Origin of the sequence: Cronobacter sakazakii (assembly GCF_000982825.1) — a bacterium.
GTDB lineage: Bacteria > Pseudomonadota > Gammaproteobacteria > Enterobacterales > Enterobacteriaceae > Cronobacter > Cronobacter sakazakii.
On record NZ_CP011047.1, the window covers coordinates 427,116 to 440,872 of the forward strand.

A 13,757-nucleotide genomic window follows, 5' to 3' on the forward strand; every position below is an offset into this window, starting at 1 on the left:
AAGGATTTCACCATGACTATCAACCTGAAAAACCGCAACTTCCTGAAACTGCTCGACTACACCCCGGCGGAGATCCAGTACCTCATCGATCTCGCCATGCAACTGAAAGCCGATAAAAAAGCCGGGCGCGAGAAGAAAACGCTGGTCGGTAAAAACATCGCGCTGATTTTTGAAAAAACCTCCACCCGTACCCGCTGCGCGTTTGAAGTCGGCGCGTTCGATCAGGGCGCGCAGGTGACGTACATCGGGCCGAGCGGCTCGCAGATTGGCCATAAGGAGTCGATGAAAGACACCGCCCGCGTACTGGGGCGCATGTATGACGGCATCGAATATCGCGGCTACGGCCAGGCGATTGTCGAGGAACTTGGCGAATTCGCGGGCGTGCCGGTGTGGAATGGCCTCACCAATGAGTTTCACCCGACGCAAATCCTGGCTGACCTGATGACCATGCTGGAGCACTCGCCAGGCAAAACGCTCCCGCAGATCCGCTTTGCCTACCTTGGCGACGCGCGCAACAACATGGGCAATTCGCTGATGGTGGGTGCCGCGAAAATGGGCATGGAGATCCGCCTGGTGGCCCCGAAAGCCTTCTGGCCGGAAGAGGCGTTAGTCGAACAGTGCCGCGCCATCGCGCCGGAAACCGGCGCGCGTATCATCCTCACCGAACATGTGGATGAAGGCGTGGACGGCGTCGATTTCCTCTACACCGACGTCTGGGTGTCGATGGGCGAGCCGAAAGAGGCCTGGGCTGAGCGCGTCGCGCTGATGAAACCCTATCAGATCAACCAGGCGGTCGTAAAAGCGACCGGCAATCCGAACGTCAAATTTATGCACTGCCTGCCCGCGTTTCATAACGAGCACACCACCGTCGGGCGCGAGATCGAAGCCGCTTACGGCCTGAAGGGGCTGGAAGTGACCGATGACGTGTTCGAGTCCCCCTGCTCCATTGTGTTTGATGAGGCGGAGAACCGTATGCATACCATCAAAGCCGTGATGGTGGCGACGCTTGGCGAATAACCTTTGCGGGCGCGCCGCCGGTGCGCCCGCCGCTTCGGAGATACCCTCATGCACAGGTTCAAATTTCCTTCCGCTTACACCATTTTATTTGTGCTGATCGCGCTGGTCGCCGCGCTTACCTGGGTCGTGCCTGCCGGGAAATACCAGATGGCGATGAACGAGACGCTTGGCAAAGAGGTGCCGGTCGCGGGTACTTATGCGCCCGTCGAGGCGCATCCGCAGGGCATTACCGCCATTCTGCTGGCCCCGGTGGATGGCCTTTACAACCATGTGACCTACACCGCAGGTGCCATCGACGTGGCGCTGTTTGTGCTGATCATCGGCGGCTTTCTGGGCGTGGTGAACAAAACCGGCGCGATTGATGCCGGGATTGAGCGCGTCACCGAGCGGCTGCACGGCAAAGAAGAGTGGATGATCCCGATACTGATGGCGCTGTTCGCCGCGGGCGGCACCATCTACGGTATGGCGGAAGAGTCGCTGCCGTTTTATACGCTGCTGGTGCCGGTGATGATGGCCGCGCGCTTCGACCCGCTGGTCGCCGCCGCCACGGTGCTGCTTGGCGCAGGCATCGGCACGCTCGGCTCCACCATTAACCCCTTCGCGACGGTGATTGCCGCCAACGCCGCCGGCATTCCGTTCACCAGCGGCATCTGGCTGCGCGTGGCGCTGCTGGTGATTGGCTGGGTTATCTGCGTGCTGTGGGTAATGCGTTACGCCCGCCGCGTGCGTCAGGATCCGTCGCGTTCTGTGGTGGCGGATCAGTGGGAAGCCAACCGCGCGCACTTTCTCGGCAGCCGCTCCGGCGAGATGCTCCCCTTTACCGCCACGCGCAAAATCATTCTGGTTATCTTCGCCGCCTCGTTTGCGGTAATGATTTACGGCGTGGCGGTGCGCGGCTGGTGGATGGGCGAGATTTCCGGCGTGTTCCTGGCCGCCGCCATTATCACCGGCGTGGTGGCGCGCATGAGCGAAGAGGCGTTCACCAGCACGTTCATCGACGGCGCGCGGGATCTGCTCGGCGTGGCGCTGATCATCGGTATCGCGCGCGGCATTGTGGTGGTGATGGATAACGGCATGATCACCCACACCATTTTGCACAGCGCGGAGAACCTGGTTTCGGGGCTTTCCACCACGGTGTTTATTAACGTGACGTACTGGATTGAAGTGGTGCTCTCGTTTCTGGTGCCGTCGTCCTCCGGCCTTGCCGTACTGACCATGCCGATTATGGCGCCGCTCGCCGATTTCGCCCACGTGGGCCGCGACCTGGTCGTCACCGCCTATCAGTCCGCCTCCGGCATCGTGAATCTTATTACGCCCACCTCGGCGGTGGTGATGGGCGGGCTCGCTATCGCCCGCGTGCCTTACGTTCGTTATCTGAAATGGGTCGCGCCGCTCATACTGATTCTGACGGTGCTGAATATGGCAGCGCTCAGCCTCGGCGCGCTGTTTTAGCCATACATGGCGTTGCGGCGCTGTCAATCAGGGGCATCGCGCCGCATGAAACGCCTCCCATTTCTGGAAAAGCCCGCGCCTCGCCAGGTGATTGTGGTTTCCCTGGACGCGGGCCGGGAAAACAATATCGTTTTTCTTCAACTTTCATCAACGCAGGAGTGACGGTCCATGAAGGATTACGGTGATTATTCCGGGAAAGAGCAGGAGCAAATGGCGGTGTGCCAGCGGCTTATCAGCAATAAAACCTACTGCTCTCAGGAGGAGATCCGGCGCGATATGCAGCGCCAGGGGTTTGACAATATCAGCCAGTCCTCCGTCTCACGCCTGCTGAAACTGCTGGGCGTGATTAAAATCCGCAACGCCAAAGGACAAAAAATTTATTCTCTAAATCCGCTGTTGCAGCCCGCGCCAGACGCCGCGCGCTCTATCTCAGAAATGGTGGTGAGCGTTGAACATAACAGCGAATTTATCCTTGTCCATACGGTGGCGGGCTATGGCCGCGCGGTAGCGAAAGTGCTGGATTATCACGCCCTGCCGGAGATCTTAGGGGTGGTGGCCGGTAGCAGTATCGTCTGGATAGCGCCGCGCGATGTGAAGCGCACCGCGCTGGTACACAAGCGCATTAATTATTTACTTCAAATGCATTAATATTCACAGCAATCGATTCCTGCGGCTAAAGTGTGCATTTCCTGCTTGTCAGCTAACCGCACATGCGTATAATGCCGGACAATTTGCCGGAGGAAGCATGGTCCAGTGTGTTCGACAGTTTGTCTTACCGTGTCGTCAGAAAGCTGACGGCCAGGCCGTTGCTCTTTCCGTTCCAGAATTGCTGTTAAAAGCCCCTCAATGAGGGGCTTTTTTTTGTCCAGCGTTTGTCCGCCGGCCTGAAGAGGAGACAAAAATGGCTAATCCGCTTTATCAAAAACATATTATTTCCATCAACGATCTCAGCCGCGCCGAGTTAGAACTGGTGCTGGAGACGGCGGCGAAGCTGAAAGCGAACCCGCAGCCGGAGCTGCTGAAGCACAAAGTGATCGCCAGCTGCTTTTTTGAAGCCTCGACCCGCACCCGCCTGTCGTTTGAAACCTCCATGCACCGCCTCGGCGCGGCGGTGGTCGGCTTCTCCGACAGCAGCAACACCTCGCTTGGCAAAAAAGGCGAAACGCTGGCGGATACCATTTCGGTTATCAGCACCTATGTGGACGCCATTGTGATGCGCCACCCGCAGGAAGGCGCGGCGCGTCTGGCGACTGAGTTTTCCGGCGGCGTGCCGGTGCTGAACGCAGGCGACGGCGCCAACCAGCACCCGACCCAGACGCTGCTCGATCTCTTTACCATCCAGGAGACCCAGGGACGTCTTGAGAACCTCACCATCGCGATGGTCGGCGATCTGAAATATGGCCGCACGGTACACTCACTGGCGCAGGCGCTGGCGAAATTCAACGGCAACCGCTTCTGCTTTATCGCCCCGGATGCGCTGGCGATGCCGCAGTACATCCTCGATATGCTTGATGAGAAAGGCATTCCGTGGAGCCTGCACAGCGCCATTGAAGACGTGGTGCAGGAGGTGGACATTCTCTACATGACCCGCGTGCAGAAAGAGCGTCTCGACCCGTCGGAATACGCCAACGTGAAGGCCCAGTTTGTGCTGCGCGCCGCCGATTTGCAGGGCGCGCGCGAGAATATGAAAGTGCTGCACCCGCTGCCGCGCATTGATGAGATCACAACCGATGTGGATAAAACGCCGCACGCCTGGTATTTCCAGCAGGCGGGCAACGGCATTTTCGCCCGTCAGGCGCTGCTGGCGCTGGTACTGAATCGCGATTTAGCGCTGTAAGGAGAAGCCCATGACCCATGATAATAAACTTCAGGTAGAAGCCATCCGTCGCGGTACGGTGATTGATCATATTCCGGCGCAGGTCGGCTTCAAACTGCTTTCCCTGTTTAAGCTTACCGAAACGGATCAGCGTATCACCATCGGCCTGAACCTGCCTTCCGGCGAAATGGGCCGCAAAGATTTGATCAAAATTGAAAACACCTTCCTGACCGACGAGCAGGTGAACCAGCTTGCGCTGTATGCGCCCCAGGCGACGGTGAACCGCATCGACGATTATGAAGTGGTAGGCAAAAGCAAACCAAGCCTGCCGGATCGCATCGAAAACGTGCTGGTCTGCCCGAATGGTAACTGCATCAGCCGTATCGAGCCGGTTTCCTCCAGCTTTGCCGTGAAAACGCGCGGCGACGCGGTGCAGCTCAAGTGCAAATATTGCGAGAAAGAGTTCGCCCGTCACGTCGTGCTGGCGGATTAATTGTGGCTGGCAATGGCCTTACGGCTCCCTATAATGAGCGGGAGCCTTACCGCTGTTAACTTCAGGAGAAATTATGTCCCGCACTATCGCCACGGAAAATGCCCCTGCCGCTATCGGCCCTTACGTTCAGGCCGTCGATCTGGGCAACATGGTTATCACCTCCGGTCAGATCCCGGTCGACCCGAAATCCGGCAGCGTGCCGGACGACATCGCCGCCCAGGCGCGTCAGTCGCTGGATAACGTGAAAGCGATTATCGAAGCCGCTGGCCTGAAAGTGGGTGATATCGTGAAAACCACGGTATTCGTTAAAGATCTGAACGACTTCGCGACCGTTAACGCCACTTACGAAGCGTTTTTCACCGAACACAACGCGACCTTCCCGGCACGCTCCTGCGTGGAAGTGGCGCGTCTGCCGAAAGATGTGAAAATCGAAATCGAAGCGATCGCCGTTCGTCGCTAATCGCGTCTGACGTAAAAGAAAAAGCACCGCGAGCGGTGCTTTTTTTATGGGCTCAGCGCGCCGTTTTCTTCGCTTTCAGTGGGCTCTGGCGCGAAACGTTTACCGGTGTGTGTTTGGTCAGCGCGGGCTGCGTGTTGCGGTAGTGACGCTTCGCCGCGCGCATCTCATCGATGGTCGGCGCAGGCACTAAGCAATCGCGGCGCGAACCAATCAGATGCTTTTTGCCCATCGCCTCCAGCGCCTCGCGAATAACCGGCCAGTTGACCGGATCGTGATAGCGCAGCAGCGCCTTATGCAGGCGGCGCTGGCGATCGCCTTTTGGCACCACCACATCTTCACTTTTGTAGCCGATTTTCCCGAGCGGGTTTTTGCCGGTGTAATACATCGTGGTTGAACTGGCGAGCGGCGACGGATAGAAGTTCTGCACCTGATCGAGCCGGAAACGATGGCGCTTGAGCCACAGCGCCAGATTCAACATATCTTCATCACGTGTGCCGGGATGCGCGGAGATAAAATAAGGGATCAAATACTGCTCTTTGCCCGCCTGCTTTGAATAGGTGTCGAACAATGCTTTAAAGCGGTCATAGCTGCCCATGCCCGGCTTCATCATTTTTGACAGCGGCCCCTCTTCGGTATGCTCCGGGGCAATCTTCAGATAACCGCCAACGTGGTGCGTCGCCAGCTCTTTGATATAGCGCGGATCTTCCACCGCCAGATCGTAGCGCACCCCGGAGGCGATCAGGATCTTCCTGATGCCTTTGAGATCGCGTGCGCGCCGGTAGAGGTTGATCGTCGGCGTATGATCGGTATCCATATGCGGGCAGATCTCCGGGTAAACGCACGACAGGCGGCGGCAGGTCTGCTCGGCGCGCGGCGACGTGCAGCGCAGCATATACATATTGGCCGTCGGCCCGCCGAGATCGGAGATAATGCCGGTAAAGCCGGGCACTGAATCACGGATCGCTTCTATCTCATTAATGATCGACTCTTCCGAGCGGCTCTGGATAATGCGCCCTTCATGCTCGGTAATAGAGCAGAGCGAGCACCCTATAATTCTGATCATTTAGAAATTTTTTTGCGTTTAAAATCAATGAATTGAAAGATTTCATTTTTCTAAGTCTGATAAAACAGATGAAAACCCAACTGACTATACTCATAAAACTCAATCTTTGCGCTGCTGTACGATACCAGTAATTACAGGTGCCGAGTTTAACATCATGAAAAGTAGCCCAATAATGAATGACGCAACGCCAGCTGCGGTGCCTAACTTCTGACTGAACACCATTGAAACAAAGTACATATTTGGGATAAAAACGGACATAGCAATCACGAAAAGTAACTTATTCAGATAATTATTTATTCGGGTCTTAACCTCAACTCTATCATAAAAAGCCATCGAAACGTAAGCAGTTATCAGTGAATAAAAAGACCATGTCATATAGTTAACCGATTCATTAAATGCCTCTCGCAAAAGCAAAGCACTTTCTGTCATTCCCTACCTCATTAAATCAATAGAAAATAAATCTGAATAATTTATTTTTAAAAGAAAAGAACACAACATAACTTCAGTAGTTATGATTAATCCCTGAATGATTATTTCTTAGCAAGATATAACATGCTTAATGTATATCAGGCAATAAAAAAACTCCCAAAGACCACCGCTGTGGTCTTCAGGTATAGGATTTAAAGAACGAACTCAGTCCGGAAACGTATCACTATCTTCTGTAACGTCCGCTTTCTCTGGTAACATTCTGTTTTTAATATACTGTGAATTCCTGCAGATGAGAGGAAAAATCTCCGAGTTATTCATTATACAACTCGTTGCCGTACGGGCGTCCTCCGGAGACCATGATGAAAATGAAAACGTCTGACGGTCAAGCCATTGAGACAATAATACATTATCAACAGAAGCGCTAAACAGCGCCGCAATAGCCCTGCGTTCAACGGCCTTCTCAGGTTCAATAAACGACAACTCATTATGAAAACGGGTAATAATCGCAATACGGCTGTCAATACGAATATGTCTTTCAAGTAAGACATCGTGCAACTCATCAAGTACAGTCTCTCTCTGGGTATCGTCGAGGCAAGACCACAGAAAATGAATGTTCTCGGCATTTGTGACAACGTCTGGCTCTGCATCACGGAACCATGATGCAAAGATACCCACACTACCTTCCATCCGGATATGCTGCCCCTGAAGTTGCATTTGTTCAAGGATAAAGCGCATGTTCACAGGAAGAACCGTAAAACACTCAATAAGCCTTTCAGAAGAACTAAATACTCCACATGCCAGGGCGTTCAGCTTTTTCTTCAAAATATCAAACTGCTCACCTGACTGATATACGTCATGGAGAAATACTGGACCCATAGCATTCACATCAGACTCAATTATTTTCTCTGACAGTGCTTTTTGACGCTCTCGCACAAATATTAAAAGAGAGGTTGCATTTGTAGCTTCTTTGATGACGTCATACTGACCTTTAACAAAGCTCAGGACAGGTATATTCACCAGAAGACCTAAATCAACAATCCTGCCAACAGCATTTTTGATGTACGGCAGAACATTTTTATCCTTAAGTGCTATAAAGATACTCTCGGCAGTACGTAGATAACGAAGATATGCAGCCAAAGCCAGGTCAAACCGTTCCTCACCAATATGTTCACTGTACGACTCGATACCGGCATAGTTACCATGGAGCACCATGTGAGCAACAGCCTGTGCAGCAAATTCCGCAGGGAAGAGATTCCTCGTCGCCGTATTATTAAGATAATATTGATTTAAAACATTATTATTCCAGTCCGGGCTCAGAACAATTTTTCTGAAATGGATAACGTCCTCAACAACCTGACGATTTTTAAGCGTCATTATTGCAGAGCTAACCTGAGCCCCACCTGTACCATCATTCTTTCCAATTACGTTCTGTACCGCCTTCGATGCAATATTGATATGCCGGATAATTCCCGGATTAAAAAGGTCTATCTGAGGTTGCTCAGCTCCATAGCGTAACATCTCCTCCCGACCGTGATTTCCGATATCTAGTGTGCCAATTTTCAGGTTTGACAAGGTCTCTTCATTATTGACAAGGTATTCCACATAAAATACGCCATCTACAAAATTCTCCATTTTATTCAGTAGTGATTCACCGGCCAGAACAGAGTATGAATCAGCTTCCTGCAGCAACGTCTTCGTGGATTCAGCCTCCAATTTTTCTGAATCCTGAATTTCATCAAGTTTACGGCTTTGTTGAATAAATCAGATTTCGGGTAAGTCTCCCCCGTAGCGGGTTGTGTTTTCAGGCAATACGCACGCTTTCAGGCATACCTGCTTTCGTCATTTTGTTCAGCGCTCGTACCAGGGCCATAGCCTCTGCAACCTGACCATCGTAGTCACGCAGTGTCAGTGAACCTCCGAACAGCTGTTTTACCCGGTACATCGCCGTTTCCGCTATCGAGCGACGGTTATAATCTGTTGTCCATTTCCACCGCGCATTACTCCCGGTCAGCCGCTGATTCGCAACAGCACGGTTACGGTCTGCATATTCACCGGGCCAGTAACCCGCGCCTTTTCGGGGCGGGATAAGCGCGCTGATTTTCTTACGCCGCAGTTCATCGTGACAGAGCCGGGTGTCGTAAGCGCCGTCTGCCGATGCTGCCCTGATTTTTCTGTGAGTCTGCCGGATAAGACCCGGGAAGGCTTCTGAGTCCGTCACATTGTTCAGCGACAGGTCTGCACAGATGATTTCATGTGTGTTGCTGTCAACTGCCAGATGCAACTTTCGCCAGATACGGCGGCGTTCCTGGCCATGTTTTTTGACTTTCCATTCGCCTTCACCAAAGACCTTCAGCCCGGTGGAATCAATCACCAGATGCGCGATTTCACCCCGGGTGGGCGTTTTGAAACTGACATTAACCGACTTTGCGCGCTTGCTGACACTGGTGTAATCCGGGCAGCGCAACGGAACATTCATCAGTGTAAAAATGGAATCAATAAAACCCTGTGCAGCCCGCAGGGTCAACCTGAACACGCGTTTAATGACCAGAACGGTGGTGATGGCGAGATCAGAATAGCGCTGAGGTCTTCCCCGTGATGAAGGCGTTGCCGACTCATACCAGGCCTGAATAGCTTCATCATCCAGCCAGAAAGTTATGGAGCCACGGTTGATGAGGGCTTTATTGTAGGTGGGCCAGTTGGTGATTTTGAACTTTTGCTTTGCCACGGAACGGTCTGCGTTGTCGGGAAGATGCGTGATCTGATCCTTCAACTCAGCAAAAGTTCGATTTATTCAACAAAGCCAAACAGAAGCCACTGGAGCACCTCAAAAACACCATCATACACTAAATCAGTAAGTTGGCAGCATCACCTTTTGCGTCTATAGTCATGATGTCAAATGAACGCGTTTCGACAGGAAATCATCATGAATAAATATCAGGCAGTTATTATTGGTTTTGGCAAGGCTGGAAAAACATTAGCCGTCACGCTGGCAAAAGCAGGTTGGCGTGTGGCTCTCATCGAACAATCAAATGCAATGTATGGCGGGACCTGTATTAATATCGGCTGTATCCCAACCAAAACATTGGTTCATGACGCACAGCAGCACACAGATTTTGTCCGTGCCATACAGCGTAAAAATGAAGTGGTTAATTTTTTACGTAATAAGAATTTTCATAATCTTGCGGATATGCCCAATATCGACGTGATCGACGGCCAGGCGGAGTTTATCAATAATCATAGCCTGCGTGTTCATCGGCCTGAGGGAAATTTGGAGATTCATGGCGAGAAAATTTTTATTAATACCGGTGCACAAGCCGTGGTTCCGCCAATTCCTGGAATTACCACCACGCCTGGTGTATATGACAGCACCGGATTACTTAATCTAAAAGAATTGCCTGGGCATTTAGGTATTTTGGGCGGCGGATATATTGGCGTTGAGTTCGCCTCTATGTTCGCTAATTTTGGCAGCAAAGTAACCATTTTAGAGGCAGCTTCGCTGTTTTTGCCTCGGGAAGATCGGGATATTGCTGATAATATCGCGACGATTTTACGCGATCAGGGCGTCGATATTATCCTCAATGCCCATGTGGAGCGAATCAGTCACCATGAAAATCAAGTGCAAGTGCATAGCGAGCACGCCCAACTGGCGGTGGATGCACTGTTAATAGCTTCCGGTCGTCAACCGGCTACCGCTTCGTTACATCCAGAAAATGCCGGTATCGCAGTAAACGAGCGCGGGGCAATTGTCGTTGACAAGCGATTACATACCACCGCAGACAATATTTGGGCGATGGGAGATGTTACCGGCGGGCTGCAATTTACTTACATATCACTGGATGATTACCGCATTGTACGTGATGAGTTACTGGGTGAAGGCAAACGTAGTACTGATGATCGGAAAAATGTGCCTTATTCCGTATTTATGACACCGCCCCTGTCCAGGGTTGGTATGACAGAAGAACAAGCCAGAGAGAGTGGTGCTGATATTCAGGTGGTGACATTGCCTGTAGCTGCAATTCCGCGCGCCAGAGTGATGAACGATACCCGTGGGGTATTAAAAGCGATTGTTGATAATAAAACCCAACGTATATTAGGGGCATCACTGCTGTGTATTGACTCCCACGAGATGATCAATATAGTGAAAATGGTGATGGATGCCGGGCTGCCTTATAGCATATTACGCGATCAGATATTTACTCATCCGTCGATGAGCGAATCACTCAATGATCTATTTTCATTAGTCAAATAAACTCAAAATCAGACGCCAGAACAAATATTCTGGCGTCTCAGAGAAAAGAATCTTATTAATTCTCTGTTACTCTATAACTTCTTAATCACTTCATTGATGGTATTTTATATGTTTAAAAAATCGGTGATGCTGCCAACTTAATGATTTAGTGTATGATGGTGTTTTTGAGGTGCTCCAGTGGCTTCTGTTTCTATCAGCTGTCCCTCCTGTTCAGCTACTGACGGGGTGGTGCGTAACGGCAAAAGCACCGCCGGACATCAGCGCTATCTCTGCTCTCACTGCCGTAAAACATGGCAACTGCAGTTCACTTACACCGCTTCTCAACCCGGTACGCACCAGAAAATCATTGATATGGCCATGAATGGCGTTGGATGCCGGGCAACCGCCCGCATTATGGGCGTTGGCCTCAACACGATTTTACGTCACTTAAAAAACTCAGGCCGCAGTCGGTAACCTCGCGCATACAGCCGGGCAGTGACGTCATCGTCTGCGCGGAAATGGACGAACAGTGGGGATACGTCGGGGCTAAATCGCGCCAGCGCTGGCTGTTTTACGCGTATGACAGGCTCCGGAAGACGGTTTGCGCACGTATTCGGTGAACGCACTATGGCGACGCTGGGGCGTCTTATGAGCCTGCTGTCACCCTTTGACGTGGTGATATGGATGACGGATGGCTGGCCGCTGTATGAATCCCGCCTGAAGGGAAAGCTGCACGTAATCAGCAAGCGATATACGCAGCGAATTGAGCGGCATAACCTGAATCTGAGGCAGCACCTGGCACGGCTGGGACGGAAGTCGCTGTCGCTCACAAAATCGGTGGAGCTGCATGACAAAGTCATCGGGCATTATCTGAACATAAAACACTATCAATAATTTTGAGTCATTACCCAGTTAGCAATAACCCCCGCTTGCGGGGGCCATACCCACCAGGAGCAAACGCAGAAAGCCCGAGATACTTCTGCTGTACCGGGGGCTGGCGACATTTCAGGCAACACTCATAGTTGACATCCTCCCCGCCCTAAAGGGCGGGGAGGATGTCAATAATAGCAGACCACATCATGATGTCATTCTGACCGACAGATGCCAGAAGCAGAGGATCCATCCCATTTTATACCTACCTTATAACACTTAGAAAAACAACATGTTAAAAATGTTTATTGGAAACAATTTTATTTCCAATTGTAATGATAACCATTCTCATATTAATATGGCTACGTGATAATTAACTTTTGATGCACTCCGCATGTCTGACCGTGCCACTTCCACAGCTTCCTTAACGTTCGAGTCGCTTTATGGCACCCATCACGGCTGGTTGAAAAGTTGGCTGACGCGCAAACTCCAGTCTGCCTTTGATGCAGATGACATTGCCCAGGACACTTTTTTGCGGGTAATGAGCAGCGAAACGCTCTCGACGATCCGCGATCCTCGCTCTTTCCTGTGCACTATCGCCAAACGCGTGATGGTGGACCTGTTTCGCCGAAACGCGCTGGAAAAAGCGTATCTGGAGATGCTGGCGCTTATGCCGGAGGGGGTAGCGCCTTCACCTGAGGAACGCGAAAGCCAGCTCGAGACCCTACAACTCGTCGACAGCATGCTGGACGGGCTAAACGGAAAAACACGTGAAGCGTTTCTGCTTTCGCAACTGGATGGCCTGACATACAGCGAGATTGCGCACAAACTCGGTGTTTCCGTCAGCTCCGTGAAAAAATACGTGGCGAAAGCCGTCGAGCACTGCCTGCTGTTTCGTCTGGAGCATGGGTTATGAATCCTTCGTTAACCGATTCCCGCCGTCAGGCGCTGCGTTCAGCTTCCCACTGGTATGCCGTGCTAAGCGGCGAGCGCGTCAGCCCACAACAGGAAGCGCGCTGGCAACAGTGGTATGAACAGGATCAGGATAACCAGTGGGCCTGGCAGCAGGTTGAAAACCTGCGCAACCAGCTTGGCGGTGTGCCTGGCGACGTTGCCAGCCGGGCGCTGCACGATACCCGCCTCACCCGCCGTCACGTGATGAAAGGATTACTGCTGTTGCTCGGCGCTGGCGGAGGCTGGCAACTCTGGCAGTCGGAAACCGGCGAAGGTCTGCGGGCAGATTACCGCACCGCCAAAGGCGCAGTCAGCCGTCAGCAACTGGAAGATGGCTCCCTGCTCACGCTGAATACCCAAAGCGCGGCGGATGTGCGTTTTGATGCGCATCAGCGCACCGTCCGGCTCTGGTACGGTGAAATCGCCATTACTACCGCGAAAGATGCGCAGCAACGCCCCTTCCGCGTCCTGACCCGTCAGGGCCAACTCACCGCTTTAGGGACAGAATTTACCGTCCGCCAGCAGGATAATTTCACGCAGCTTGACGTGCAGCAGCACGCCGTGGAAGTGCTTCTCGCCAGTGCCCCCGCGCAAAAACGCATCGTGAACGCTGGTGAAAGCCTGCAGTTCAGCGCCTCTGAGTTTGGCGCAGTGAAACCGCTGGATGACGAGAGTACAAGCTGGACGAAGGGCATCCTGAGCTTCAGCGATAAACCGCTGGGTGAGGTGATAGCCACGCTAAGCCGTTACCGCAACGGCGTGCTGCGCTGCGATCCCGCCGTTGCCGGGCTGCGCCTGAGCGGGACGTTCCCGCTGAAAAATACCGATGCGATCCTGAACGTTATCGCTCAAACGCTTCCCGTTAAAATTCAGTCTATTACGCGGTACTGGATAAACATTTCACCGCTGTAAGAAAAATAATTCTCATTTCGATTGTCCTTTTTACCCTTCTCGTTCGACTCATAGCTGAACACA

The 13,757-nt window shown here is 52.4% G+C and carries 12 protein-coding genes and 2 pseudogenes; 10 read left to right on the forward strand and 4 right to left on the reverse strand.

Going from position 1 to position 13,757, the window contains the following annotated elements; genetic code table 11:
• Window positions 1-12 precede the first annotated feature (12 nt).
• From argF to ridA, 6 genes are all read left to right on the forward strand, one after another.
• On the forward strand, window positions 13-1,017 hold the full coding sequence (gene argF / locus CSK29544_RS01980) for an ornithine carbamoyltransferase (protein ID WP_029039490.1): 1,005 nt from the start codon (window positions 13-15) through the stop codon (window positions 1,015-1,017).
• Window positions 1,018-1,065: 48 nt separating this feature from the next.
• Window positions 1,066-2,469, forward strand: coding sequence for a YfcC family protein (locus CSK29544_RS01985; RefSeq protein ID WP_029039491.1), 1,404 nt, complete (start codon window positions 1,066-1,068; stop codon window positions 2,467-2,469).
• 168 nt (window positions 2,470-2,637) lie between these two features.
• Window positions 2,638-3,117, forward strand: coding sequence for an arginine repressor (locus CSK29544_RS01990; protein ID WP_007780604.1), 480 nt, complete (start codon window positions 2,638-2,640; stop codon window positions 3,115-3,117).
• A 253-nt stretch (window positions 3,118-3,370) separates the two neighbouring features.
• Window positions 3,371-4,306: an aspartate carbamoyltransferase gene (gene pyrB, locus CSK29544_RS01995; RefSeq protein ID WP_004388681.1), complete on the forward strand. Its 936-nt coding sequence runs from the start codon at window positions 3,371-3,373 to the stop codon at window positions 4,304-4,306.
• 10 nt (window positions 4,307-4,316) lie between these two features.
• Window positions 4,317-4,778 carry an aspartate carbamoyltransferase regulatory subunit gene (pyrI, locus tag CSK29544_RS02000; RefSeq protein ID WP_007891315.1) on the forward strand — a complete coding sequence of 154 codons (462 nt, stop codon included), beginning with the start codon at window positions 4,317-4,319 and terminating at the stop codon, window positions 4,776-4,778.
• A gap of 73 nt (window positions 4,779-4,851) precedes the next feature.
• A complete protein-coding gene (ridA, locus tag CSK29544_RS02005; RefSeq protein ID WP_004388683.1) occupies window positions 4,852-5,238 on the forward strand; it encodes a 2-iminobutanoate/2-iminopropanoate deaminase in 387 nt (128 codons plus the stop codon).
• A gap of 52 nt (window positions 5,239-5,290) precedes the next feature.
• Here ridA and CSK29544_RS02010 read toward each other — a convergent pair.
• From CSK29544_RS02010 to CSK29544_RS02025, 4 genes and pseudogenes are all read right to left on the reverse strand, one after another.
• Window positions 5,291-6,286 (reverse strand): annotated as a pseudogene (locus CSK29544_RS02010) (radical SAM protein); the annotation flags it as partial.
• A 114-nt stretch (window positions 6,287-6,400) separates the two neighbouring features.
• Window positions 6,401-6,730, reverse strand: a complete 330-nt coding sequence (locus tag CSK29544_RS02015; protein ID WP_000140246.1) for a hypothetical protein — start codon at window positions 6,728-6,730, stop codon at window positions 6,401-6,403.
• A 204-nt stretch (window positions 6,731-6,934) separates the two neighbouring features.
• Window positions 6,935-8,443 (reverse strand): hypothetical protein, encoded by a 1,509-nt coding sequence (locus CSK29544_RS02020; protein ID WP_046622973.1) that lies wholly within the window; start codon window positions 8,441-8,443, stop codon window positions 6,935-6,937.
• An 88-nt stretch (window positions 8,444-8,531) separates the two neighbouring features.
• Complete coding sequence (locus CSK29544_RS02025; protein ID WP_022649395.1) at window positions 8,532-9,500, reverse strand: IS5-like element IS903B family transposase; 969 nt, start codon at window positions 9,498-9,500, stop codon at window positions 8,532-8,534.
• Between the two features lie 153 nt (window positions 9,501-9,653).
• On the opposite strand from CSK29544_RS02025, the gene rclA reads away from it, so the two are divergent.
• The 4 genes and pseudogenes from rclA (at window position 9,654) to fecR (ending at window position 13,694) form a co-directional block, all read left to right on the forward strand.
• Complete coding sequence (rclA, locus tag CSK29544_RS02030) at window positions 9,654-10,979, forward strand: reactive chlorine resistance oxidoreductase RclA (protein WP_007896426.1); 1,326 nt, start codon at window positions 9,654-9,656, stop codon at window positions 10,977-10,979.
• Window positions 10,980-11,156: 177 nt separating this feature from the next.
• A pseudogene (locus CSK29544_RS22270) lies at window positions 11,157-11,852 on the forward strand (IS1 family transposase).
• A gap of 370 nt (window positions 11,853-12,222) precedes the next feature.
• The gene (gene fecI, locus CSK29544_RS02040; RefSeq protein ID WP_016151347.1) at window positions 12,223-12,744 is read left to right on the forward strand and encodes an RNA polymerase sigma factor FecI; all 522 of its coding nucleotides are present in this window, start codon (window positions 12,223-12,225) and stop codon (window positions 12,742-12,744) included.
• Complete coding sequence (gene fecR / locus CSK29544_RS02045; RefSeq protein ID WP_004118237.1) at window positions 12,741-13,694, forward strand: ferric citrate uptake sigma factor regulator FecR; 954 nt, start codon at window positions 12,741-12,743, stop codon at window positions 13,692-13,694. Before fecI ends, fecR begins: the two co-directional genes overlap by 4 nt.
• Window positions 13,695-13,757: the final 63 nt, after the last annotated feature.

Coding starts and splice junctions, on each gene's coding strand:
- argF (WP_029039490.1), top strand. CDS start 13: ATGACTATCAACCTGAAAAACCGCAACTTCCTGAAACTGCTCGACTAC.
- CSK29544_RS01985 (WP_029039491.1), top strand. CDS start 1,066: ATGCACAGGTTCAAATTTCCTTCCGCTTACACCATTTTATTTGTGCTG.
- CSK29544_RS01990 (WP_007780604.1), top strand. CDS start 2,638: ATGAAGGATTACGGTGATTATTCCGGGAAAGAGCAGGAGCAAATGGCG.
- pyrB (WP_004388681.1), top strand. CDS start 3,371: ATGGCTAATCCGCTTTATCAAAAACATATTATTTCCATCAACGATCTC.
- pyrI (WP_007891315.1), top strand. CDS start 4,317: ATGACCCATGATAATAAACTTCAGGTAGAAGCCATCCGTCGCGGTACG.
- ridA (WP_004388683.1), top strand. CDS start 4,852: ATGTCCCGCACTATCGCCACGGAAAATGCCCCTGCCGCTATCGGCCCT.
- CSK29544_RS02015 (WP_000140246.1), bottom strand. CDS start 6,730: ATGACAGAAAGTGCTTTGCTTTTGCGAGAGGCATTTAATGAATCGGTT.
- rclA (WP_007896426.1), top strand. CDS start 9,654: ATGAATAAATATCAGGCAGTTATTATTGGTTTTGGCAAGGCTGGAAAA.
- fecI (WP_016151347.1), top strand. CDS start 12,223: ATGTCTGACCGTGCCACTTCCACAGCTTCCTTAACGTTCGAGTCGCTT.
- fecR (WP_004118237.1), top strand. CDS start 12,741: ATGAATCCTTCGTTAACCGATTCCCGCCGTCAGGCGCTGCGTTCAGCT.